General features: G+C 36.9%; 21 protein-coding genes and 1 pseudogene. All 22 read right to left on the bottom strand.

Annotated features, from left to right (window positions below; genetic code table 11):
• Positions 1–64 precede the first annotated feature (64 nt).
• The 22 genes and pseudogenes from SOLCA_RS07710 to SOLCA_RS07605 all read right to left on the bottom strand — a co-directional run bounded on the left by SOLCA_RS07710 (position 65) and on the right by SOLCA_RS07605 (position 25,274).
• Positions 65–286, bottom strand: coding sequence for a hypothetical protein (locus SOLCA_RS07710; protein WP_042479510.1), 222 nt, complete (start codon positions 284–286; stop codon positions 65–67).
• A 5-nt stretch (positions 287–291) separates the two neighbouring features.
• Complete coding sequence (locus SOLCA_RS07705) at positions 292–636, bottom strand: toxin-antitoxin system YwqK family antitoxin (RefSeq protein ID WP_042479508.1); 345 nt, start codon at positions 634–636, stop codon at positions 292–294.
• A gap of 253 nt (positions 637–889) precedes the next feature.
• Positions 890–1,078 carry an Ig-like domain-containing protein gene (locus tag SOLCA_RS23325; RefSeq protein WP_042479505.1) on the bottom strand — a complete coding sequence of 63 codons (189 nt, stop codon included), beginning with the start codon at positions 1,076–1,078 and terminating at the stop codon, positions 890–892.
• Positions 1,079–1,173: 95 nt separating this feature from the next.
• Positions 1,174–1,479, bottom strand: a complete 306-nt coding sequence (locus tag SOLCA_RS07695; protein WP_174270027.1) for a hypothetical protein — start codon at positions 1,477–1,479, stop codon at positions 1,174–1,176.
• Positions 1,480–1,654: 175 nt separating this feature from the next.
• Complete coding sequence (locus SOLCA_RS07690; RefSeq protein ID WP_014679878.1) at positions 1,655–2,017, bottom strand: hypothetical protein; 363 nt, start codon at positions 2,015–2,017, stop codon at positions 1,655–1,657.
• 4 nt (positions 2,018–2,021) lie between these two features.
• A complete protein-coding gene (locus SOLCA_RS07685) occupies positions 2,022–3,395 on the bottom strand; it encodes an RHS repeat domain-containing protein (protein ID WP_014679877.1) in 1,374 nt (457 codons plus the stop codon).
• Positions 3,396–3,899: 504 nt separating this feature from the next.
• Complete coding sequence (locus SOLCA_RS22255) at positions 3,900–4,448, bottom strand: toxin-antitoxin system YwqK family antitoxin (RefSeq protein WP_169313281.1); 549 nt, start codon at positions 4,446–4,448, stop codon at positions 3,900–3,902.
• Between the two features lie 19 nt (positions 4,449–4,467).
• Positions 4,468–6,399 (bottom strand): annotated as a pseudogene (locus tag SOLCA_RS07675) (RHS repeat domain-containing protein); the annotation flags it as partial.
• Between the two features lie 695 nt (positions 6,400–7,094).
• Positions 7,095–7,430: a hypothetical protein gene (locus SOLCA_RS07670; RefSeq protein WP_157604532.1), complete on the bottom strand. Its 336-nt coding sequence runs from the start codon at positions 7,428–7,430 to the stop codon at positions 7,095–7,097.
• 114 nt (positions 7,431–7,544) lie between these two features.
• The gene (locus tag SOLCA_RS07665) at positions 7,545–10,967 is read right to left on the bottom strand and encodes a DUF6443 domain-containing protein (protein WP_245536761.1); all 3,423 of its coding nucleotides are present in this window, start codon (positions 10,965–10,967) and stop codon (positions 7,545–7,547) included.
• A gap of 18 nt (positions 10,968–10,985) precedes the next feature.
• Entirely contained in the window at positions 10,986–14,558 is a 3,573-nt protein-coding gene (locus SOLCA_RS07660; RefSeq protein WP_014679872.1) for a hypothetical protein, read from the bottom strand.
• 117 nt (positions 14,559–14,675) lie between these two features.
• On the bottom strand, positions 14,676–15,266 hold the full coding sequence (locus SOLCA_RS22965) for a hypothetical protein (RefSeq protein ID WP_052308566.1): 591 nt from the start codon (positions 15,264–15,266) through the stop codon (positions 14,676–14,678).
• On the bottom strand, positions 15,256–15,603 hold the full coding sequence (locus SOLCA_RS22960; protein ID WP_157604531.1) for a hypothetical protein: 348 nt from the start codon (positions 15,601–15,603) through the stop codon (positions 15,256–15,258). The genes SOLCA_RS22965 and SOLCA_RS22960 overlap by 11 nt, the downstream gene beginning before the upstream one ends.
• 6 nt (positions 15,604–15,609) lie before the next feature.
• Positions 15,610–16,653: a hypothetical protein gene (locus SOLCA_RS22245; RefSeq protein WP_014679871.1), complete on the bottom strand. Its 1,044-nt coding sequence runs from the start codon at positions 16,651–16,653 to the stop codon at positions 15,610–15,612.
• A gap of 3 nt (positions 16,654–16,656) precedes the next feature.
• Positions 16,657–17,847, bottom strand: coding sequence for a hypothetical protein (locus SOLCA_RS22240; protein WP_014679870.1), 1,191 nt, complete (start codon positions 17,845–17,847; stop codon positions 16,657–16,659).
• Positions 17,848–17,852: 5 nt separating this feature from the next.
• Complete coding sequence (locus SOLCA_RS22235) at positions 17,853–18,965, bottom strand: prefoldin domain-containing protein (RefSeq protein ID WP_014679869.1); 1,113 nt, start codon at positions 18,963–18,965, stop codon at positions 17,853–17,855.
• A gap of 232 nt (positions 18,966–19,197) precedes the next feature.
• Positions 19,198–19,692, bottom strand: coding sequence for a hypothetical protein (locus tag SOLCA_RS07630; protein ID WP_014679868.1), 495 nt, complete (start codon positions 19,690–19,692; stop codon positions 19,198–19,200).
• A gap of 6 nt (positions 19,693–19,698) precedes the next feature.
• Entirely contained in the window at positions 19,699–20,925 is a 1,227-nt protein-coding gene (locus SOLCA_RS07625) for a hypothetical protein (RefSeq protein WP_014679867.1), read from the bottom strand.
• A gap of 2 nt (positions 20,926–20,927) precedes the next feature.
• The gene (locus SOLCA_RS07620) at positions 20,928–22,895 is read right to left on the bottom strand and encodes a type II secretion system protein GspD (RefSeq protein WP_245536760.1); all 1,968 of its coding nucleotides are present in this window, start codon (positions 22,893–22,895) and stop codon (positions 20,928–20,930) included.
• A gap of 11 nt (positions 22,896–22,906) precedes the next feature.
• The gene (locus tag SOLCA_RS07615; protein ID WP_014679865.1) at positions 22,907–24,340 is read right to left on the bottom strand and encodes a GspE/PulE family protein; all 1,434 of its coding nucleotides are present in this window, start codon (positions 24,338–24,340) and stop codon (positions 22,907–22,909) included.
• On the bottom strand, positions 24,328–24,855 hold the full coding sequence (locus SOLCA_RS07610; protein ID WP_014679864.1) for a prepilin peptidase: 528 nt from the start codon (positions 24,853–24,855) through the stop codon (positions 24,328–24,330). The genes SOLCA_RS07615 and SOLCA_RS07610 overlap by 13 nt, the downstream gene beginning before the upstream one ends.
• Positions 24,855–25,274 carry a prepilin-type N-terminal cleavage/methylation domain-containing protein gene (locus SOLCA_RS07605; RefSeq protein WP_014679863.1) on the bottom strand — a complete coding sequence of 140 codons (420 nt, stop codon included), beginning with the start codon at positions 25,272–25,274 and terminating at the stop codon, positions 24,855–24,857. The genes SOLCA_RS07610 and SOLCA_RS07605 overlap by 1 nt, the downstream gene beginning before the upstream one ends.
• Positions 25,275–26,396: the final 1,122 nt, after the last annotated feature.

Here is a 26,396-nt window from a genome sequence, read left to right as displayed (position 1 = left end):
TTCGAATCTATTCTCAACCTCTCAGTACTCCCAACATTAAACCTTAGATCAGATCCTTGAACAATTAATGGTGTATACGTCGTTCCATTGTGAGAATAACCACCGATTGACCAGTAAAATCGGGGTCTATTTTTAACGAAGTAGTAGGGCCCTGTATTTGTAACATTTCTACAGGACTAGTTGTGCCAATACCCACTTTTCCACTTGTTGGAAATACATTGGTTTGGGCAAATGAATTTACTGTCACCAGTAGTACCAGTGATGATAGATATACAATTTTTTTCATGTTATTTAGTTTAGTTTTGTAGATGCATTACTAACTTTTGTACTTTCTTTCTTTCCAAATAGCCTTTTATAATAGTACTTATACTTATTTTTAATTAAACTCTCTTTCTTACAGACAACCTCACCTTTCTGATATTTTGTAACACTTACACTGTCATTTGGTAAATATTCATAGGCTTTACCGTAAAAAAGCTTGTTCTTCATTCTTCCTTCTTTCAGTTTCCTTCCCTGCTCATCCAATGTTATAAATCGCTCTTCATCTCTCCCCTTATTCCAATGCTTTATCTCTTTCAAATTACCGGATGAGTACCATTTTCTCCACTCGCCATCTTTTAATCCGTTTTTAAACACTCCTTTTTCTTTTAAAGTCTTGTCGGGATAAAAGCTTTCATAACCACCGTTTAGAAGTTTGCCACTATAACCACCCTGTGTTGACTTGATTTGTCAGGCGCTGAACCTAAAATAGGTATTGGAAATTTTAGGTGTAAAGCAGGGCTTATCGTTATTAACATGGGTGTAGATGGTTTCATCCACCTTGTTTAAAAAGTACTGCAACTAATAAACTATAGGTTGTTGTTTTGTTTTTCATGCGAAAAACAAGTAATTACTGACTGACGATAAATTTGCGAAACTTGCTTAGTGCACTTTCATTACCTGCTTTATCTATCGCAGCAACTTTCCAGTAGATTTTTTCTCCTGCTGTTCCCAGATTAAACGAAAAAGAGGTAGAAGAAGTTACCGTTGGAAAACTTGAACTGTAAAGTGTCGTGGAGTCAGCTTTATAAACATACAACTTATATTTTTCAGCTCCATTGTAAGGTAGCAGGTAAACTAACAGACTGATTGTCGGCCGGAGATTGTAAAACAGGTATAGCAGGTGGAGTTATGTCAACGTTTCATTAAGCGCGTTCCAATGTTTCCATTGAATTGTTGCAATGCAGGAGCGGCATCATCATACTTCAAATCCATTGAAAACTTTGCTGCGCTGCTGTTCTTTAACCAACCGCGGATGTTGTATGCATAATTTATATTTTGTGCATAGCTGATGCCACTGTTTTCTGAATGCAACTGCTTTTTAATCTGCTGGCCCAGCTCATTATAAGCATAAGCAGCAAGTAAAACTTCAGTATTACCTGTTCCAATTTGCTCATAGGTATTCAACTTTCTACCCATGGAGGATGAAAACCATATCATGTATTCCCTTGACGGTTTGATTCAACACGCCAAAACTCGTTTGACGTATAAATAATAGTAACCACAATAAACACAAAACCCAGCTTGTAGGCTGGGTTTTGTGTTTATTTAAGGTTTGAAACCTCTTGTTCATTTCAACTTTGATGTGACGCTAATGCTGAATTCAAAGAATAGATTACTCTTTTAAATAAGTATTTCTATAATCTAAGGTAATAATCTGCCCATTACCTTTATATACCTTTAACAAGAAAGATCCTTTCTTCTTAGATAATGAATCTCCTTTCTTTATTTCGTTTTCCCAACTCCCATTAATTTGGTACTTATAGCCATTAGACAATCCGGCTATTTTCACATTATGGTTTTGTTTTTCATGATACAAAGTATCTACAATACCAGTAAACTCTTCTCCTAAATCATCCTCTTTTACTAATTCATCTAGCGGTTTACCGAAAATAGCTGACCATATAACGAAACCCAAAAGTAAAGCAACAGGAATAAAAAAAATGCTATAAAGTATTATCTTATCAATTCTTTTCATAATGCTAATATACCCATGTAAATTTATCCACTTTCACCCAGTCAGTTCCTTCCATTCCATCTGGGTCCAAGAACCGTAATGGATTGTTAAATACAAAGGTATAAGGGGAAGACCTGCGCATTTTCTCTGCCAAGGGGTCAACGACATTCCATCTGCCTAATGCCGGATCATAGAACCGTGCACCATAATCATATTGACTTAGACTTTCCTGTAACTCCTTACCATTGTACAAATAACGGTTATTAGAACTACTCGTGATTCCTTTACGTAATCCAAATGCATAATACTCATCTTCCTGAATCACGCGTGCTGTGCCAGTCGATGGATCTTTGTCCAGACTCACCCTTACATTACCCAAATGATCACTCAGATTGTACTCATAAATATAAGAACTTCCGTTAGGAATAGCCCTGCCTTCTTCAGTTTGAATGAAAGCTAAGGTACCGCTTTGCTCATAATGAATGCCATTTACATAATCATTATTCTTCCCCGCTTCTATCCTTCTGAGCTTTCTTCCTGTGGCATCGTAAATATAGGTGATATTTTGAGTTCCTGTAACTGTATTAGGCAGGTTTAAGTAATTATACGTTAAGGCAATTGCTTTCTTACTATCGGTAAGCAGGTTACCGTTTACATCATAACTGTAGTTAGATTCAATATTGCCCGCTGTGCTTTTCAGTTGGTTACTATTAACACCATTCTTTACGTAATCATAAGAGGTGTTACCATAACCCGTTCCCGTACGGTTTAATGACAGGATGTTCCCCATTACATCGTAAGTCAGGGTCTCATTCAGTAAGTTATCGGAAGAAACGGCATTAGTTAAACGGTTCAGTTTATCATAACTGTATTGGAAACTTTTAGCTCCGCTAGATGGCCCAGTATAGTTCATCTCTCCAATATTGCCATTGTATTGCTTGTAGAGAGCTATAGTAGCATCATTATATTTCAAGCTCATGGAAAACTGCGGAGCTGTACTGCTTTTCAACCAGCCGCGGATGTTATAGGCATAATCCACTGTTTGCAGGAAGGAGCCGCCATTGTTTTCCGAGTGCAGTTGTTTTTTAATTTGCTGGCCCAGTTCATTGTATTTGTAGGAAGCTAATAACACTTCACTAGCGCCACCGATCTTTTCATAGGTATCGATTCGTCTGCCCATGTGATCGTATTCATAACGGGTCGTGATCTCCAGTGGTGCTTTCCCTGAAACGGTATGGGTGCGTTTGGATAGTTGGAGCTGACCCGGAAAATCATAGGTGTTATCCACCACATCCTGACCCGAAAGGTAATTGGTGCTTTTGCTTTGAATTACACTGCCTTCCTTATCGTAGAAGTTTACCGTCCATAAATAGGTGTTGCCGCCATCCAATACTTTCACCTTGGTTCCTGTCAGTTGAAAGTTTCGCTTAGGGCTAAGACTTTCAACAACAAGGTTGTAAGTATCTGAAGGAATAAAACCAGCAGATCCTATTTGATAATGGTTTTATTGATTGCAGAAAAGATAAATAAGATCTCTGACTGAGTAAAAGCACAAAATCATTATCTCAACTATACGATTCGATGCTAATGCTTTATCCCGGTCAGAGACCTCTGTTTTATTTGCAGTTGAAAGTCTCGCCTAGGGCTAAGACTTTCAACAACAAGGGGGCAAGGTTATCGTAACAGTACCATAGCCCTGTAAGGGCTGTAATTGGGTCATTTCCGGATTTTATTTTAATAGCAACCGGTATTCTTCTTCGTTTCTGTAGGCTTTGGTCTTTAGTTTTTCTACTGATTCCATTTATTGCTGCTAATATAAAAAGAACAGCCGAAGCTTTTTAGGCTTGGCTGTTAGGTGAAATAAGATAAGAAACAAAGCCCGGAATTAACTGAGCTTTGAAGATTATAAACTGTCAATCATTTTATCATCTTTATAGACTTCAATTTTGGTGGTGTCTCCTTTTTCATTAAGATAAGTCCAATGGCCTTCTTGTTTTCCTAATTTATACTTATTAACAGATTCTAGTGGACCGGATTTATAAAATGTTTGCCAGATACTGTCTTTTTTCCCACGAAGATAATATCCAACTTGGCTTAGTTGTCCATTCTCGTGCCAAATTTTAAATTCGCCTTGTCGTTTCCCATTCTTATCGTAATAATTAATGCAATTTAAATGGCCATTCCGGAAAAATCGCTTAATCGTGTCAATGTACTTTCCATTTTTATACATAGCATAAGATTGCAATTGCCCATTTTCAAACCATTGTTTACATAAACCATTTTCCAATCCATTCTTATAACGGTATTCACTTAATAGTTCTCCTGTTTCATACCATCTATACCACACACCTTCTTTTTTCCCGTTAACCATTCTTCCTTTTTCTTTTATTCCATCTTGTGTATAAAATGTTTTATAACCATCCTTATTACAACTTATTAACGTTATTATCAAAAAACAGTAAATAATCCTTTTAAAACTTATATGTGCCATTTTGAATTGCTTGTAAGTTTTTTATAGTTTGATCCTTAATCTGATTGGCAAAATCCACAAAATTACCAGGAGCTTTAGGCAAAACCTCTGTAAAAAATCCGGGGATGGCTTTAACGAAATCCTGAACATCATTAACCAGATCGGATCCTGTGGCTTTATCAAATTTACCGGGAGCCTCCAAAACATCCTTTGCTTTTTCCCATGTAGAGGCACTTCCATATTTTCGGCTTACCAAAAGATCAGCGACTAATCCACCCCTGTCTGACTTTAATTTACGAACACCTGTTTCTTTTAGATCCTGTATTGCTGAAGGATCCCAGCCTTCTTCGTAAGCCCTTTCCTTCATATTATTATATGCATCACCATCCTTCCTTATTGCAGAACCAAGAGCGACGAATGTTTCAAAAATAGCTTTATCTTTCATTCCTCTTTTTTGCAAATCAGCCTTCGTTTCATTGGTTTTATACAGTAATTTACCATCCTGATCAATAAAGGTATGAGATTTGTCTTTAGTTTCTTTCACCAACTTCAATTCTTTAGTATCCTTATTAAACTGCCAAATATCTGTTCCTTGCATTCCATCCGGATCAATAAACCGAATTGGATTATCAAAACAATAATTGTACGGAGAATGCCTGCGCATCTTTTCTGCAAGTGGGTCAACGACATTCCACCTACCTAACACAGGATCATAGAACCTTGCGCCGTAATCATACTGCCCTAGACTTTCCTGTAACTCTTTACCATTGTACAAGTAACGATTATTGGAACTGCTGGCAACACCTTTACGTAATCCAAATGCATAGTATTCATCCTCCTGCATTACCCGTGCTGTACCGGTCGAAGGATCTTTGTCAAAGCTCACTCGTACGTTACCCAAATGGTCACTCAGGTTATACTCATATATATAAGAACTTCCATTAGGAATAGCCCTGCCTTCTTCTGTTTGAATGAAAGCTAAGGTACCGCTTTGCTCATAATGAATGCCATTTACATAATCATTATTCTTCCCCGCTTCTATCCTTCTGAGCTTTCTTCCTGTGGCATCGTAAATATAGGTGATATTTTGAGTTCCTGTAACTGTATTAGGCAGGTTTAAGTAATTATACGTTAAGGCAATTGCTTTCTTACTATCGGTAAGCAGGTTACCGTTTACATCATAACTGTAGTTAGATTCAATATTGCCCGCTGTGCTTTTCAGTTGGTTACTATTAACACCATTCTTTACGTAATCATAAGAGGTGTTACCATAACCCGTTCCCGTACGGTTTAATGACAGGATGTTCCCCATTACATCGTAAGTCAGGGTCTCATTCAGTAAGTTATCGGAAGAAACGGCATTAGTTAAACGGTTCAGTTTATCATAACTGTATTGGAAACTTTTAGCTCCGCTAGATGGCCCCGTATAATTCATCTCCCCGATATTGCCGTTGTACTGCTTGTAGGCTGTTGCGGCATCCTCATACTTCAGACTCATGGAAAACTTCGGAGCCGTACTGCTTTTCAGCCAACCTCGGATGTTATAGGCATAATCCACCGTTTGCAGGTACGAGCTGCCATTGTTTTCCGAATGCAGTTGTTTTTTAATTTGCTGGCCCAGTTCATTGTATTTGTAGGAAGCTAACAGCACTTCACTCGTACTACCGATCTTTTCATAGGTATAGATCTTACGGCCCATATGATCGTACTCATAAGGGCTGGTGATCTCCAGCGGTGCTTTCCCTGAAACGGTATGGGTGCGTTTGGATAGTTGGAGCTGTCCCGGAAAATCATAGGTGTTATCCACCACATCCTGGCCCGAAAGGTAATTGGTGCTCTTGCTTTGAATTACCCGGCCTTCCTTGTCGTAGAAGTTTACCGTCCATAAATAGGTGTTGCCGCCATCCAATACTTTCACCTTGGTTCCTGTCAGTTGAAAGTTTCGCTTAGGGCTAAGACTTTCAACAACAAGGTTGTAAGTATCTGAAGGAATAAAACCAGCAGATCCTATTTGATAATGGTTTTATTGATTGCAGAAAAGATAAATAAGATCTCTGACTGAGTAAAAGCACAAAATCATTATCTCAACTATACGATTCGATGCTAATGCTTTATCCCGGTCAGAGACCTCTGTTTTATTTGCAGTTGAAAGTCTCGCTTAGGCTAATACTTTCAACAACAAGAGCGAGATCTGAAACAATTTCAGCATCAAAATTAACAATATAATAATCAGATTAATAAGCTAGTATCTATTCTTTAATTATCAGAAGATCGTTCATTATCACCAACCTACTCAATTTTAGCATAAACACTCAAATCCCAGTTTTACCCCGAGTTTTGCGTTTATTGGCCGATCTTAAAGACCTTTGTTTTATTTATACTCTAGGAGACGCTGTGCTTAACTCCTCGGAGAGTCTACCGCTGAACACCTACAAAAACTAAGTAAGATCAGTTGGTATTAACGGTTAATTCTACCCCTGCTTACTTTTGGTCATAATCGTTATATACAAGGTTATAAACCTAAGCGGAAGAATTAATTTAAAAATACTCAAGCAGTTCCATAACTATATATCACACCAGCTCCAAAATCCGCACTTGGACTTAGTTCCGCTTGCTTCCAAGAACAGATTATTTAACACCAAGTGTAACTGTTAAGTCTGGTATATATTCATCTAAACACTTAAGTTTTTGCTTATCATATGGATAAAGACATCGATTAACAAACATTTCGTTTTGAGCTGTAAAACCTATTTCTTTTGTTACCATTCCATTCTCAAAAAATTCAAAATACAGTCTTAAATCAAAAGGGTAATTGCTTTTTATTTTTTTTCCCTTCCCGGTTCTCACAGAGTCTATTATGGATGAATAAAGCTTATTAAGTCGATTACTATCAGTTAACACTATAGGTTCAACTGCCCCTGGTATTAAAGCCTTAGTAAGACTCCATCTATATAATATATTCATATGTACAGCATATACACGGACACTATCCATCGTTTGAGAGAAGCAGTCCTTATAATTCAAACAAAATATTAGAATTACTACCAGAATAAACCCATACTTCCTACTTTTCATATCTTATTGAGCTCCCTCGATTAGCTTTTTTATCTCAAACTGCTTTTCAATGTCTTTAGTATAACCAATCTTCTGACGAGAAGTTGGTCCATTAGTTCTTACCGGAATGCCATAATGATTAGTTCGAGTTGGTTCCTTTAGCCTACCAGCTGCACTTTTTTCAGAACCGTTTATAACCCTTTGTTCTTCTTTATTTCCATAAAATTTGTCAGATGTATTTCTGAGCTTATCCGTAGAAATACCTTCATCCTTTGTCCAACCAAGAAAGTGATCCAGTTCATGCAGAAAACCCAAAGCTGGAGATTGGACTTTACCTGATTGCTTCATATCCGTTGGCGATTTACCAGCTTCACTGTTAGCAACTGTCATAAGTCCTACTGATGGATCGTAGTTTATTTTTAGGTTTTCACTCCCTCCTGTGTCATCAAAATTAGCAGCGTCCTTAGCAAATTGAACATGCACATCGTAATCAGATTCTAACGCATCTTTCAAGACACTTTCTCCTTTTAGATAGTTGAGTGTTTTATACACATCTTGTACAAATCCATTGTCAACTCCTTTAAGCTTTTCAATATCTTTAATTGACTCTAAACGAATTTGTTCCTTATTATCTCCATTTAAATAGTTTACTATTATATCTTGTGGTCCCATTCCATCGGGATCAATAAAACGAACCGGATTATCAAAGGCATAATTATAAGGAGAATGTCTTCTCATCTTCTCACTTAGCGGATCTACCACATTCCACCTTCCCAACACCGGATCATAAAACCGGGCTCCATAATCATATTGATTTAGCTCACTTTGTAATTCCTTACCATTATATAAATACAAGTTACTTGATCCGTTAAACACACTCTTTCTTAACCCAAATGCATAGTATTCATCTTCTTGTAACAATCCTGTTTTATCAAAACTTACTCTTACATTTCCTAAATGGTCGGAAAGATTATATTCATATTTATAACTACCTCCTGTTGAAATGGCTCTTCCTTCTTCAGTCTGAACAAAATCTAATGTTCCATTATCCCTGTACTGAATACCTGCTATATAGTCGGTGTTTTTAGGAACTCCCCCCTCTATAACACTCTTACGCAGTTTATTTCCCGTTGCATCATAAATATATGTTATGCTTGGCGTACCATTTACTACCACTGTACTAGGTAAATTTAAGTAATTATAAGTTAAGGCAATTCCTTTTTTGCTATCGGTAAGTAGGTTACCGTTTACATCGTAACCATAGCTGGAAACAATATTGCCCGTTGTACTTTGCAGCTGGTTACTATTTACACCGTTCTTTAAATACTCATAAGTAGTGTTACCATAACCTGCGCCCGTACGGTTAAGCGATTTGATGTTCCCCATTACATCATAGGTCAGGCTTTCATTCAACAAGTTACTGGTAGAAACGGCGCTGGTTAAACGGTTCAGTTTATCGTAACTGTACTGGAAGCTTTTGGCTCCGCTGGTGGGACCCGTGTAGCTCATCTCTCCGATATTACCGTTGTACTGTTTGTAAGCTGTTGCTGTAGCATCCTCGTATTTCAGGCTCATGGAGAACTTTGGAGCCGTACTGCTCTTTAACCAGCCACGGACGTTATAAGCATAATCCACCGTTTGCAGGTATGAACTGCCATTGTTTTCTGAATGCAATTGTTTTTTTATCTGCTGACCCAGTTCATTGTATTTGTAGGAAGCCAACAACACTTCACTCGCGCTACCGATCTTTTCATAGGTATCGATTCGTCTGCCCATGTGATCGTACTCATAACGAGTGGTGATCTCCAGGGGTGCTTTTCCCGAAACGGTATGGGTACGTTTGGTTAGTTGGATCTGTCCCGGAAAATCATAGGTGTTATCCACCACATCCTGGCCTGAAAGGTAATTGGAGCTTTTGCTTTGAATTACCCGGCCTTCCTTATCGTAGAAGTTTACCGTCCATAAATAGGTAGTGCCGCCATCCAATACTTTTACTTTGGTTCCGGTCAAAAGGCTTCTGGTCATTAAGCTCTGAGTTCCAGTTGGCCCGCCAAAAGGATTTCCGGTAAAGGCATAGTTATCGTAATAGTTAACGGTATAGGTATCTGAAATAGATATTGGAAAACTGTTGTTGGAGTAATCGCCTGTCGTGCGGGTTTCCCATAAATTAGTCTGAGCATCTACTTGCGATTGCAGATCAAGACGTTTGACATTGCTGGTCAAGACAGTAATATCCCCTCCGTCTTTGTACAAACCGGTCATTATGACCCTGCCGAGTGCATCGTACTTGGTAAATAACCATTCATCAGCCGATTTAGCGCGCTGAACGGCATCCTGGGTTAACACCACCTGATCCAGCTTGTTATACACAATGAATTCCCAGCCTTTAGCAGGAATTTTCTTTTCCACCACCCGCTGACGGCCATCGTAATGGTAAGCATAAATCAATTCATTGAAGGTCGCGTCGTTTTCCGTGATGGTGGTGGCTGTTACTGCCGGAGGAATGACATACCGCAAGTTGCCGAAATCATCGTACACATACTGAGTTTGTAATCCTCCTTCAGCTTGTTTTAGTACTACTTTGCCTTCCTTGTCCTTGTATTCAATGGTTTTATTCCCATTTTCATCAGTAAGGGTGGTTTTATAGAGCTGGTTAGGTTCATAGAAAGTAGCCGTAGCAGTAGCTCCGGTGCCGTCCGCTTTCAGGGCCCACAGTTTTACTTCATTGGCCACATTGGTGCCGTATTCTGTTTTTATCGTATGGCCCGATTCGGTAATAGCAGCATTTAATAACTGCCAGGCTTCACCTGCTGCTCCTTGCTGTTCGACCCGATTTAAAGGCGAGGCTTCAAATTGGGTTTCTGCAAAAGGACAACCGGTTGATGGATAATTCTGACCCGTTAAGCTGTAAAAGTTGCCCACTCCTGCTCCTGCAGTTAGCGCATCAGTCTTATAGCTTCCGTTAGTGCCCCCTACATACGGCAGGTACTTCTTCGCTTCCCTGCCAAAAGCATCGTACTCAAACGGCTGGACAATGTCGTTAAATAAAGGGCTGCCTTTGGTTTGTACCGTTTGCAACGGACGGCCCAATCCATCAAAGTACTGGATGGTCTGACTGATCTCACAAGTACTGCGGTTGGCTAGTCCTGCTTCATCTATAATGCCCGGCACTTTAATAGTGTTGGTGAGAATGTAATTCTGGTTAGCGCTCGGTGCAGCAGCTAAAGGTGTACAGTAAGCAGCTGCTCCACTGATGTAAATCCTTACATTACTACCCGAAGGAATGCCTACGCCTGGAAGCAAGGTAATGCTCTGGCTGGCCATGATTTCTGACTGACCGGTATAAGTAGATAAACTCACGTTAGCCTGCTGGGCAAATACGCTGAGGCAGGTTATGTTCAGGATAGCTGCTATCAGCAACATCCTTTTGGTTAAAAATCGTATCATTCGTATGCTAGGTAAATGTTATTGGTTTTGGTAATGATAATCCATTGTTTTCAGAATATTGCCATCCTGATCTTTGATCCATTTCAGTCGCTGGAAGCCATCATACACGTAATAGGTAGTCTTTCCTTTGGCATCTGTTGAGCTGGTCATCCCTACTAATGGCTCATAAGTATAGGTGATCATTTGGGCGTCATCTGGATATATCCGAATGTCATCGATGGCATCTCCTTCTGCAAGCAATAATTGATTTGAAGCATTAGGCATATAGTTTTTTTCAACAAATACCCATTTTCCATTCAACAAATACCAATAGCTTATTAAATAATTCCTTGAGTTTGGTTTAGCATAAGTCACTGTAAAATCACCTGTGAAATATCTTTTTCCACTATGTCCAGTTCCCGAAACTAATAATGTATTATCTTCAAAACCCTCGTAGTAATACTCATTTTCTGAAGCATTTTTACATTCTGAAATAGGATACAATCCATTATAGCCCCATTTATAACTAATCCGCGGACCATTTTCCTGAGCAACACTTGAAGGTTTGCCATAAGTATTGTAAGCATAATATCTGACACGATTTTCTAAAACATCTCCTGATTTTTGAGTTTGAATAACTTCTGGCGCTATAACTTTACTATCATTATTCCAGTCACGATAACCTGTGATTGTTGTAACCAGGTCAATGGTGTTTTTTTGTGATTTAGACTCAATAACTGGAGTTATAATATTTTGATTAATCATCTTTTGATAAACCCCAGTCGGATCTTTTCCTAGGGTCACCATTTCATGCGGATAGTTGTTAACCGTTTTTAGAATGTTGCCTTTGCTATCCGAGACATCTGTTCGAGTTGTTTGGATATGTGATGGATTATCATAAAAATATTCTGTATTGGTAACTACTGGATTTTGTCCATTTAAATCATAGATTGTCTCTGTTTTTGATTTTTGCTGAACCCATGACGACCTTAAATTGCAAAAGCCATAAGCAAATTCTAACGGTCTAGCCATAAATATATCAGTTTCTGACATTAGACATCTTCCCTGTGATACAAGGGCTGGAGCAATTCTTTTGACTTTTAAGACTTTTAAATTAACATAGTGAGGTTTGGTAATATTATCATTTATCGAATAAGTAAAAGACGTGCTTTTTACAGGAAGATAACCGTTTATGTCTGTTTTATAGTTTACAACCTCTAGCAACAGACCTCGTTTATAATCATTACTTGTCGGGGAAATTGAGGTTGGCCTACCAAATGACTTATAACTATCACTAAAATTAATATCATTAAATACATCACTAAAGTATGAGTAGCTGTATATATTCTTCCCATTTATACCGTTCTTAAAATATTCATTAACGTTTGTGTAGCCGATATGACTACCTTGGGTCGTACCTAAAATTGCTTGACTGTTTGAAAATAAATTTAATGAAAGTTCATGGAAGCATGTTTGATAACCCTCTGGAGTATTTTGGACAAAATCATGACGTATAATATTCTTGTAATCTGGCTTAGTGATTAGTACTCCTGAGGATACAATAACTGACTGGCCATTTCTATTTTCCCCCATCAGGTATTCGAATGATCGTTCATTAAAAGAAACAGAGCTCTGTCCATCGTAATCACTAATTTTTTTAATTCTTAAGCCTCCAGCCAACATGGAGTTGTCTACTGATTGTGAAGGGGGCGTAAATTTATCATAAGAGACAGCAGCAACAGCACTAGGCATTGGGTTAAAAGTGCCACATTCCCAAGGTTCAAATCCACAAGTTAAATCACATGATATCCGATAATTGCCTGGTGATAATGAATATTGATCAGATTGTAAATGAATGTTTAATGTCCCATCAGGCCCAACTACATAATTACCGGGGGCCATATTATCGAAAGCATTCCAGCTAAGTAAAGTTGTGGTGGTTCCATTACTGTTTATTTCCTCTAACTTAAAACTAGGTAGCCAGCTAGCCTTTTTACTGGGTCCTTTTCGATAATTTTTAAAATCCACTACAATTTTTACAAATTGCTGTTTATGGATCGTGATATTTCTTTCTTTAGGGTACTGAGGAACAGGAACAATATTAATATCTTGTGCTTCAATTGTTTCTGTAGTATTGGCGTATGAGCCGGGTTCACTTGCTGAAAATCCATCAGCAATCCTATAGTATCTATGTGCCTCAAATTCAAAATCAGTATATCCGCCACTTGGATATATGATCCTCTTTAACATTCCCGATTTCATAAATAGTTCATTGGGTTTACGATTGGCATCCGGGATTCCTAAAGAAGTTGTAAAAAATGTTAACAACAGATCATCAAAAGGTATTAAATTATTATTGGATGCTCCATTATAATACCCCCAATGATCCTGAGCATCTGAATACCTGTCAGGAAGCCCATCAATATATTCAAATTTATGAGTTAATAAATCTGCCGTAAGCGTACTCTTTTCTGAAATTTTTTCGAGGAATAATCTTTTAGTGTTATTAGTATAAGAAAAATCATAGTGCTTAACTTTAGTTCCTCTGCTATTATAGACCTCTATTCTATCAAGAACTTTCCCTGTAATATCATTTCTTAATGTAAGAGCTGAAAAGATAACCTCTCCACTACTCCACTTAATTTTATTAAGTTGAGAGTTCCCTTGGATTATTATATCATCATTGCTAATTTTTATACCATTAAGAGCATTAAAATTAAATCCATATCCATAAGACAAAAGAGATTGAGTTAAATTAGTAGGGTTAGTATATGGTGCCATATAACTTTGCTGCGCCTTAGGATGATAGGATTCTGCTTTTGCTAGATATTCAAAATTGATGGTATCTTTTTTATCTGACGAAATAATTCTACTTAAATACCATGATGAAATTTCCGGGTCCCGATTTGAACTTGGGTTGTTGCTATGAGTTTCAGTTGTTTCTATTGCAGATGAATTTAAACCAAACAAGTAAGTAATTCCTTTATTGTCTACAATTTCCCAATATGATGAATAGCCTTCTGGTTGAATAAAAAGAGGATGTTTTATTACTTTAAATCCGGTGTAAGGCATTGCACAGAATACTCCATTCTCATCCATAAAAAACTTCCCACTATTTCCTGCAAAATTAAAGAAGAACAGATCTGGTTCGCTGTCAATAATATTATCAGCAACTTTAGTAAGAAAAGTGTAATCATTGTCGTTATTTACATTAAAACTATTAGGTAAATTCTTACCTTTGGGCTCAATACTCATATAACCATTCGTTTTTTCATCTGCCAGACCAACAACTGTTCTTGTAATGCAACCACCTGCGTTTAAAGTCCATGCAGCACCAACCCAAGAAGGAACTTCTTCGACCTTAACACCAGAGGCGTGATAACTTAATGTAATGGGCAATGAAAGTTGGCCTGTTTTTATTTCATATAGTGGGATATTAATATTTGGAGTCCCCGTATAATAACTAACAGGCCAATCCCCATACTTACCCAAAGAAGTAGCCTCTGGAGAGGGAGGAATAATTTTAGGAAGCTGACTACCTCCCTGAGCATAACAATTTGCTTTCCCAACTATTAATATTATTATTAGTAGTAGTCTATTAAATGTTTTCATGTATTTAAACAATTTGTAATTAATCTTTATTTAGTTTTTTCGGCAGTTACCTTTTAACTGGTTATAACTATTAGAATTCGAAATACTTATACACAAATAGTATCTTTTCATTTATGCTTACTTTTCTTTTTTTGAATTCTCCAGTTGATTTACACGAGTGTTTAACGATTCATTTTCCTTCTTCAACTCAATTAAATGCAATGTCAACTCCTCAATCTTCTGAAGTAGTTTCGCATTCATTTCCCCTAAATCAACTCCGTTATTTTTAACCTCTTCTGCCGAAGGAATACCAGGTAAATGTCCTTTTTCTTTGATGTGTTGTTCGGTTTCTTGTAAAGAAGGTAAATTATAGGTTGGTGCAAATACGTAATCAGGCCAGTTGGCGGTTTCCACCTTTATTTCTTTGGCTCGTATGTTTCCGTTAACACCTAATGTGGCATTAGGTGTCCGGGTACCAATCCCCATTGTTCCACCAAAATAGTTTAATTCAGTACCATTGAAATATGCGTTTCGATTGACGGACATACCTTTCGAGTTAACATAAGGCTCAAGGGCTGTTTTATAAGTGTGTGTCGGTCCACCTGTTTGTTGATAAGGTAATGGGTTTTGTACACCGTCGTACACAGTAGGATTTACGCTGTAGTTTGATTTATAAAAATAGGTAGTTACTCCTCCTCTTAGCCATATAATAATTTTCCTATCCCCCATTAGCATTAGTTACATCTTGCCACCCTGCAATTAGTGTATTGCTGCTACTTAAATTAAACTGATTAACGACGGCATCGATAAAATGGGAAGCATTACCATAGTTGAACGTATGAAACCTAAATAATGCATTTAAGGAGCCGCGCCATTGGGCGTCCATATGAACATTAGATCGTCCAATCTCAAGCTCTGTAGTCATATTACTTAAATATCCTTCATCTACAAAAGTCACCGGATAGTATTTATCAAAGTCTCCGTTTACGACAAAGCTTCCAGTTGTTTGACCATAGCTCGATAATGCATACATACATATGCATATAAATAGTAATAGTTTTCTCATTTATGCTTATTTTTCTTTTTTTGAATTCTCCAGTTGATTTACACGGACATTTAAGGATTCATTTTCCTTCTTCAACTCAATCAAATGCAATGTCAACTCCTCAATTTTTTGAAGCAGCTTCGCATTCATCTCACCTAAATCAACTCCGTTATTTTTAACTTCTTCCGCTGAAGGAATTCCTGGTAAATGCCCTTTTTCTTTGATATGTTGTTCGGTTTCTTGTAAAGAAAGTAGATTATAGCTTGGGGTGAATACATAATCTGGCCAATTGCCTTTTAATTTAACAGTAACTTGTTCGGCGATCATGTTTCCAGCTACGGCTAACTTGTAACCTTTAGTGTCTGTAGTACCAATTCCAAGGCTTCCATCTGATGACAGGGTCATGTACGGAATTGCAAGGCTTTGCCATTGAAATAATGGTCTGGTTAAAATTTTAGACGTTGGTAAACGTGAATCAAAGGCCATAACTGCAGAAGTACCTTGATCGTTATTTGCGCCTACTCTCCCAATAATTGTTAAAGCTGGCCGATTATCTGTTTCATGATTTCCTAATATCATTGGAAGAAATACTCCATCAGTGGCTGTCGCATTTTCAAATGACAAAAAATCATTAGATGCATCAGGCAAAGACAATTTCATGATTTTCTCTCCCGTTGCAGCTATAGACGGCATTAAGATATCCAATGCAACCGTTGGTGTAATTGTACCTATACCAATTTTTCCGTCATGATTAATGTGCAATCTTGGAGTAGGGATTCCTCCTGTATTTGCATAATCACTCGTTAGAAATTGCAAATATGTATCCCAACTTGTTCCTCTATAAGATCTGATTTGCGCTTGTCCTGCAGAACTGAATTCAAAGGAAATATCCCTCTTATTAGTAATTCCAGTAGGTTGATTTGGCCCTTTAATTGTAAATTTTGAGTACGAATCCGCTACTGTACTTCCAATCGTAAGATTTCCGGTTGTAATATTATCAGCCGTATTACTCCATTGCGCATGACCTTGTAAGCTTCCCAAAAGGAAGACAAATGTTATTATTTTTTTCATTATTTATTTGATGAGTTTGTTTACTTTTAATTCCTGATTTTCCTTTTTTAACTGGTTAATATCCTTCTGCATTTCAATCAAATGCAATGTCAACTCCTCAATTTTTTGAAGTAGCTTCGCATTCATTTCCCCTAAATCAACTCCGTTATTTTTAACTTCCTCTGCTGAAGGAATTCCTGGTAGGTGCCCTTTTTCTTTGATGTGTTGTTCGGTTTCTTGTAAAGAAGGTAGATTATAGGTTGGTGTGAATACGTAATCTGGCCAATTACCTTTTAATTTAACAGTAACTTGTTCGGCAACCATGTTTCCGGCTACTGCTAATTTGTAGCCTTTGGTATCCGTTGTGCCAATTCCCACATTGCCACCTTTCTCATTAATTATTAAATCACCCCATAGCGATCCATGTGCTTTAACACTTTGAACAAAAGAATAACCGCTGGTTTGTTGGTTCAATCCAATGTCCAGAATAGTATTGCCAGTTATTTTTTCACCAATAGTAAAAGCATTAGTCGTTCCCACAACTTGTAGTTTGGAAACAGGGGTTGTGGTTCCAATTCCCATATTTCCTGATGAATTTAATGTGAGTCTTGGAGTTACTGCATTGTCCTGATCTGAAACGTACATGGTAATTCCGGTTCCGTATCCACCATTATCCGCGATAATGCTTATCCCGGCAGTTCCTTTTCCGGTCTGAAAACTTTTCCATGCAAGCGTTTTATCATCATAAAGGTTCGCACCAATAAATACACGATGTTTATTATCAGATGTTTGTACAATACCTCCGTACCCCCCTGATATAGGGTTTCCTAAAAGAATTGAAGAGTGATCCCCTGCATCAATATGTAATCCGAAATTATTACTTCCGGTAAACGGCGTTGCAGTTCCTATACCAACTTTACCATTATGACTAATTGTAAGTAAACTACCATTTGCATTTTTGAAATTATACCCGCGAACAGTAGAGTTGCTTGAGAAATTAATACCATCATCATTTAAACCAAAACTAAATGCATAAGGTGATGTATTAGTACCGGTTCCAAACTGCATTCCTTGTCCACCGGTAACAAGATGAAGGATGCTTGTTGGGGTTAATGTGCCGATACCAACATTACCTGTTGTAGGTAAAGAATTGGTCTGTGCAAATGATTTAAAACCCAAGAACGTTGGGATAATAAATAATAGAAGTTTTTTCATAGAAATTATTTTTTAATTTTCGATTGTAGAACTTCAATCGCTTTTTGTTGTTGCCCGTTTTGTTTTTCTAATCGGATCAAATGCAATGTCAACTCCTCAATTTTCTGAAGCAGTTTCGCATTCATCTCGCCTAAATCAACTCCATTGTTTTTAACTTCTTCTGCTGAAGGAATTCCTGGTAAATGCCCTTTTTCTTTGATATGTTGTTCGGTTTCTTGTAAAGAAGGTAGATTATAGCTTAGAGTGAATACATAATCTGGCCAATTTGTATTTTCTACTTTGATTTCTTTTGCACGAATCTTTCCATTAACAGACAATTCTTCTTTTGGAGTTTTGGTACCTATTCCAACATATCCATTTTGAGGTAATATGGTAAGGCCATTTCTTGATATCATATCAGTAACGCTTGGCAGCCAAGCATTGGCACCTTCAATAGATAAATGAGGTAAGGCCAGGTAAACTTCAAAGTCAGGACTTCCTTTTATTCCCATGGAAAAGACTAATCCATTTAAAGAAGTATTCTGTGAAGGTTGAATAATCATATCGATGAAATACCATTTATCGAGTGCTTGATCTGTAGTTTGTTTGGTAAAAGTTGTTCCCCAATATGTGCTGCTTAAGCCGCTATCGTTACCAAAACCGACAAATTCACCTTTAACTATTTTTACCCAAGCTCTAAATCTTACTTTCCGTATTAATACGTTTCGTTCAAAGGGGAAGAAAACTGAAGTAGATCCTCCAGCATTATCTCCGGTAATCTTAAGAATGTTTCCTCCAGTAAAGGCGTTCCATCCATCGGCTAAGCCTCCTCTCGCAATTCTCCCCCCTTTGTTATAAACTCCAAACCAATATGGATTCATCGCTGTTGCATCATCTACTGTAAGTGCAGCATTTGCTGGTTTTGTGGCCGCTGATATACCTTCAAATCCTTTGGTGAAAGGGTGTACCGCTTCAATCACAACATTTCCATAAGTAGAATAACCCGCCGGTTTACTTCCATCCAAAATATCCATGTAGGAATTTCGTATCAAATTGGGAAGAATATAATCCTGCTGTGCGTACAAATTATTAGCTACAAAAAATGTTATCAGAAGACTTAAAATAGTTTTAACTTTCATTACTAATGTTATTGAGATTTACAGTTTCGTTTATTTGGTATAATGTTCTCTTGATTACGATGTTTTCATTTTTGATAGATTCATTTTAAACAAAAGGCTTATGTTGATTTTTAATGACTGAACACAAAGCAACACCAATAGACATAGGCCTATCAGTATGACTTATTACTCTGATGAATATTATTTAGTTAAGTATGACAGATGTTGGTTATTGGTAGATGATCTTATATTCTTACATACAAATAAGTTTTACTGTTTTCTTTTCTGATTCATTGAATACTTGCGGCTTTAAGAATGACACTGTAGAAATTCCTGATTTACTTACCGCCTCGTATTTATCTAAAAAGCGGAGCAAGTGAATAAAGTCACCTTGCAACTCTGTTTTAGCAAATATTCGCTTTGTACTGTCCGCTCCGGTAAAAGGAATCGCTACCACTTTAACCTTTTCTTCCGTCGCCAAGTCACTAATGGTGGATAATTGTCCTTTTGTCTGATTGGCAGATTGCCCAGCATTCAACAAACTATTCAGTTTTCGAAGTCTGTCTTTTAGTTGATAATACTGACTAATATTCCCACTATTTTGATTATTAAATTGCAGCTGTGTGTTTACTTCGGCTCGCAGGTTTATTGTATTTCTGATAGAAAACTGCCATATAAAAAGCAATAAAATTACCGAACCGAATTTCAGGTATTTGTTCTTTTGTTTAAATGGAATAGTGTTAAACATTGATCGTTATTGCTTTAATGTAATGCTTACTTCAAAAACTCCGTTTTGTTCCTGGTCATTAAACAAAAAATTAACGACAACAGCTTCCTGGATAAATGGTAGCTCTTGAAGTTTTAAAACCCAATTATTAACTGGTTGAATATCATTGGCGGTACCTCTGATTACTACCTTTCCCTGCTCGAGTATTTTACGCTTTTGTTCCTTCGACCGACGTTCATCAAAAGGGTTTATGGTTAATTCATCCAATTGAACAGATGATGGAACGGTTGAGGCAATATGATCAGCCAAGTATGCATACTTATAAGGAAAATCGCCTCCCTGATCTTTGAGTAATTCTTCTTTTTCCTTAACCTGCTCCTTCAACTTATCCAAATCTTTCGCCGTTATGGTAATACTATCACTGCTTAATAACTGCTTTTTCGAATTATAATGACTAAAAACAAAGAAATTTATGAGCAAAATCAGAAGGAAAAATAAAAGCGCTGCCCAACCATTAATTTTGAATTTTATTTTTTCGAGGTTTTCATTAAAATTGGACTGAAGCTGGTCATTATCAACACCCTGGTAATCAGGATTGGTCAATGTTTCAAAAGCTGCCGCATAAGCAATCAATAATTGTTCATTTACAGTTGAGCCTTTTAATAAAACATTAGATTTAGTAGCTGTATTTTCAGGAGAATCTTGTTTTTGATAAGAAATTAACTGCGAATCTTTTAGTGAAAACTTATTCTTATCGAAAACCAGTTCTCCAGTTCCAACCGCTAAATGAGAAAGGACTGAATTAATAATAAAAGGCCCCAAATGAATACCAATTAAGCTAACTTTCTCCGTTGCAAATTCTGTTATGATTTTGTCAACCTGCTCCTTTCGAATTACTGAAACAAACTCATGATTGGGTGTACTCTCAAAACTTTCAAGGTAGAAATCATTGTAACTGGCATTTGGGAACACTTGCTGAAGCTTGGTCTCGTTTTCAGAAGATACAACTTCAATTCTTTTTTGAATGATACCTTTGCCAGTTAACACCAACACAACAGGCACCTGATTCTCAATGGAATTTTTAAGCTGATTTACTGAAGTCAGGTCTGTCCGGCCTTTGGACGACTGAACAACATCATTCTTAATAGATAACTCCGTAAACCGAATATTATACGAAGCATCAGCCTGAATAACCAGTTCGGCACCAATTACTCGTTTTAACGAATACAACTTATACTTTAAATCCTCAAGCATAACTATTGGTAAATGATAGTTGGCTTAATAAAGACAATGGAAACGATCTTATTCGTTCCTTTTTCCCTGCTACTGAACAACCATTTTATAATTGGAATACGAGATAAGATCGGCACCCCTGAGCCCGAATCCGTCTTTTCCGTGCGTTCCAAACCACCCAATAGTACCATTTCATCATTTTTTACCCTGATAATGGATTCAAATTTACTGGTTGCTAATGGAGGTGGGGTATTCGCCGGAGGGTTACCGAGGAAGTCAGAAATATCAACCTTAATACTCAATGTTACTTGTTCATCCGCAGAAACAATAGGTCTAATTTTAATGGATAAATTAGCTTCAACTGGTGTGAAATTTTGCGTAACCACCGTTTGTGGATTTAATGAACCCATTACATTTTGAGTAGTTGTGGTATAGTAACGAGTACTTCCGATACTTAAGTTAGCCACGTGTCCGTTTAAGGTTGCCAGCTTGGGCATCGATCGTACATCTACATTTTCATTTTGCTCCAAAGCACTCAATTTAACGTAGAAATTAGGAGTTACCCGACCAATATTAAAGGTGCTGTTATTTCCTATTTTACCTAAGAAATCATTGATCGATTTTGCTCCAAAAGTGTAATCTAACCCTGGAAACACGGTACCTCCTGATCTGACAACGCTATCGGCCACACCGGCCTTAATACCTGTTTTTACTGTTTTTCCTTTACGAACATCCACCATGGTAACTTCAATCAGCACCATTGGGACAAGCTTGTCGATTTGCCTTACAAATGATTCTATTTCCTGAATCTGGGGGCCCGATCCGGCCAACAACAAGGTGTTTTGTTCCCTGAATTCCTTGATCTCCACTCCTCTTTTCCATTCAATTGGAATCATTGCTTCAACTGTATCTAACGAACGATATTGCAATGGCAATACCTTTATCACTCTCAATCCTTCCAATTTACGTTCGCCAATCATGTAGATGTTTTTTTCTGTTTTGAACGTGTAATCTGTACCCATCAGGATGGTGGCGAGTAACTGGTCAAACTCTACATTACGCAAGCGGGTTGTTGTAGTTCCTCTTACGTCAGAAAACAAATAATAATTGATTCCGTATTCTTCAGCAACCGTTTTGACAATTTCATTGATTGATGCATTTTTTGCATCTACATTGAGCAAACGCCTTCCATCCGGACTCTTTACTAATTCAACATTTACAGGCCCACCACCTTGTCCGCCCATGTTTTGAAAACCATTTGGATTATTAGTGGGCATGCGAACTTTTCTAACAGCAATCTTATTTTCCGAATCAATATAAGTCTCTTCGTTTTCACCTAAAGGTTGAATCAAGAAAACATTATCAGCAGTTTTTGTAAGTTTCAGCGTATTTGAATAAGCCAACTTTTCAATGGCATTCTCGAAAGGTGCATTTATAAAAATTGATACCTGCTTACCTAATAAATTTGAAGGAACGACCACACTTTTACCGGAAACTTCGGAGATCTTTTTAGCCACCATTCCCAAACTATCATTTGACAGTTCCAACCTTAGGTTGCTACTAGCGTCATCATAAGAAATCTTTATTTCCTTTGGTCGATATACAGGTGTTTGTATAGGAGCCTGAAATGGCGCAACAGATATAATAGAACCAACGAATCGAAAATCAAGATTATACTCACGGGCCAGGAACAGTAAAACATTTATAGCTTTCTCATTCCTGAAATTGTTATAAATCCTTGCATTTAACTGAGGATCAACATTAATGTTTAAGTTATTAGACTCGGCAAGTCCTCTTAAAAACTCTTGTATAGTAGCTCCGGAAATTGATAACTGAACTTTCTCATTTAATCCCGGAACTTCAGCACTCATCTCTTTTAATCGTTGTTCAATTACCTGGAATCGGTCCTGATTCTGCGCAAATGACAGGGAAGTCATCAGCGTTAAAAGACAAATACAACTTACAACAAAACGGGTAAAATTCTTTCTCAATTTGGTTTGGACTAAAAATTGAATAATAATGGATAAATCTCTTCTAAGGTTGTTTCGCCTGTTTCAAATAGCTCAAAGGCGTTTTCTGCTAAAGACTTTACTCCTCTTGAACTCAATGATTCAGTGATATCTAAACGATTGCTCTTAATTTTGTTTGATAACTCAGCATCGATCGGAATAACTTCATAAACAGCTTTCCGTCCTTTATAACCTGTATAATAGCACTTATCACAACCAACAGACAAGTAATGAGCTGACACTTCTCTAAAGGCCTTAAACTGTTTCGGATACAGATTGTTAGAAAAAGGTTGTTTTTGTTTACAATGCGGACAAAGCAAACGAAGTAATCGCTGAGCGACCGAGGTATTTAAGGTATTAGCTACTAAAAAAGGTGGAACTCCCATGTCAATCAAACGAGATACTGTACCCCAAGCTGAATTAGTATGGATGGTAGAAAGCACCAAGTGCCCTGTTAATGCTGCCCTGATAGCCATGTTGGCGGTTTCAACATCCCTGATTTCACCCACCATAATCACATCCGGATCCTGACGCAAGAAATTCCTTAAAGCAGCAGCAAAACTCAATCCTATGCTTTCTTTTAACTGTACCTGGTTTATTCCTTCAAGTGTATACTCAATTGGATCTTCAATAGTAAGGACGTTCCGCGTTTCCTTATTCAGCAATTTCAGGGTAGCGTATAAAGTAGTGGTTTTTCCGGAACCTGTTGGCCCGCTTATCAGCAGAATTCCATTTGGACGCTTCACTCCTTCCAGGTAGTTTTCCAGATCGAATGAGGAAAAACCTAACGTAGAAAGCTCAATGTTGGTTGCTTCAGTACTTAACAAACGAAGTACGACCTTTTCGCCATGCAGTGTGGGCAATACAGATACGCGAATGTCAAACTTATCTTGATTTTTATGAAAGTTGATACGTCCATCCTGAGGTAATCGTTTTTCAGCAATATCAAGATTCGACATAATTTTGATCTTGTTGATCAGAGCCGGATATTCCTGTTTACTCAGTGAATACCGTTCGATCATCATTCCGTCAATACGTATCCTGACCCTGCATTTATGCTCATATATCTCTATATGGATATCACTACTTTTAAGATTTTTAGCTTCACGAATTAAACTGATAAGAAAATCTTCTGAACCAACGGCAATGTGTTCGGATTCAACTATGGCTTGTTTTTGCTCGCGTACGTAATATTTGGATAACCATTTGCCTATTTGTTCACTCTTAACAGGCTGTAATCGGATATCTTTGCCCAATAGAATTTCCAGTTCATCTTTGGTTTCCGTTTGATTACAACCTTCATCTATATAGAGATGAACGGTATTATCCGCTAAAGTTTCGGGGATTACTTTATAATGCCAGGCCTGATCAGGTTTGATCAGTTGTAATTGCTCTGTTCTAAAACTTATTTCATCTATGTTATCCACCCTTTAAGCACCTCCTGGCTTGTAAAATCATTTAATAAGTCGATGTTTGGAGAGCTTAAATCTATTATATAGACAATCGTAAAAATTATTGCCTGCAATCCTGCTAACGGTATTGGTTTGGTAGTATTAACAAATACCTTGTACACCAAAAAAAAAATAATTGTAGCCAGCAAGCTTACAAGATAAAACAATATAAAGTTTACCGGACTCAGGAGAAAACATAGGTTAAACAAAAACAATATGTCGCCCCAGCCAAGGTAATTATCTGCAATATTTATCAGTTTCTTTTCTTTAACCGAAAAGTAAAATGTTAATAACAACAATTGCACTAACACCATCAGTACATTTATAAGAAAAGAAAATACTTCCTTAAGCTGATCAATGTACCAAAGTTTACTAAGAGACAGTATTAATAGCAACGGAAAAAGGAACCAATGCACTTCTCTGGATTTAAAATCCTGATAAGCAATGATTAATAGTGTTATTATTAAACTGCAACTTAATAGGGTATGCATTAGTCCTGAACTACTTCGCGCAGGTTTTTATCCTGATCGATTTCCCACACATTAAACGTCCCATCACCATCAAAATCTACAACAGCAGTAGCCCTTGCCACAAATGTAGTTGTACTAGCCTCCACTATTTCAACACGGTAGTTTGCCTGTCCTTTATCTCCCTCTGTCGATAATTTTTCCTGTACAAAAGAAACAGCATTCAGGTCATTTGAATACTTTGAATGTTCATAGAAATAATTCTTCTCAAGGGTATATAAATGCTCCAGCTGGACTTTAGCTTCGGTACTTTTGGCTTTGGTTATTAACGGCAACAAATTTGGTAACGCCAGCAGGACTAATATTCCTACGATTACAAGTACTACTAAAACTTCGGTAAGTGTAAATGCTTTTAGTTTTTTGGTTTGGTAAAGCTTATTCATTAAAATAAATATATCATGAGTTTATGGTTCAACTTCTAAGTTGGATGTATCACAGCTTTTTCATAGATAGCTATTCACCTGCAAAAATAATTTTTCTTAAGATAAATGCAATTAAAGAATTCTGTTTGTGTGAAGTAAGGCATTGGGGAAGAATGGAATAATCAGACTATAAATGTCCGTTTACTTTTTGAGTAAAAATGAGAATTTTAGTGCATTTAAGCCACTCTCATCTCTAATCTTCACGTATGTTTTCCTGCTAATTCTACTTCTCTAAAGGGAAAGTTTTTGATAGTTTTTCATGAAATTTATTGATGCAGATCAATTAGTAAATTATTAATGATTCTTTCTGTTCTTCGGTAAGTCGGATATTCATAGCGATAAAAATATCAATTTGAAGAGAATTGAATTTTTATTTGGATGAAAACTATTAGGAGATCAAGTGGAGTTTTTCAAAATGGTTCAAATCTCATTGTTATTTGTAATCGTTAAATAAAGTTGAGGTTATGTATTAAGCATAACACATTTAAAACTACATATAATAAGGTCTCTGACTAGGTAAAACATTGAATCGTTATCTCTCAAACACATGATTCAATTCTAATGCTTTATCCCGGTCAGAGACCTCAGTTTTATTTGCAGTTGAAAGTCTCGCTTAGGCTAAGACTTTCAACAACAAGGGGAGGATTAAGCATTCTTTGATAAGGAATATCTGCTTATGATTCAATAAATTCAAGAGTGAAATCTAAAAACGAAAAAAAATGTAATAGCTATATAAACAATTACTAAAAAACTGGAAGCTGTAAATCCTTTATTTCTATATGTTTTATAAATTTCCATATAATTATTTCTTCTAAGAAAAAGAAATAAATTGAGTGATAATAATCCAATCATAATTAATAAATAAATTCTATAATCGTTTCGAAATCTTGGAAAAAGTGTCACGATATTCATGGTTTCCAAGAACGAAATTATTGCAATTGTCTGAAAAGACTTTATCTCACTATTATTCGAATTCCAATTTGAATCAACATTTTTTAAAAAATTAAAAAACTCGAAAAAAAATAAATTATATAACCTCATTATGCTTTTTATAAAACTGTTTAAATATCGACAGTTCATTAA

The organism is Solitalea canadensis DSM 3403 (assembly GCF_000242635.2).
GTDB lineage: Bacteria > Bacteroidota > Bacteroidia > Sphingobacteriales > Sphingobacteriaceae > Solitalea > Solitalea canadensis.
Note: the sequence above shows the minus strand (reverse complement) of the source record. Positions and strands in the feature narration are given on the sequence as shown.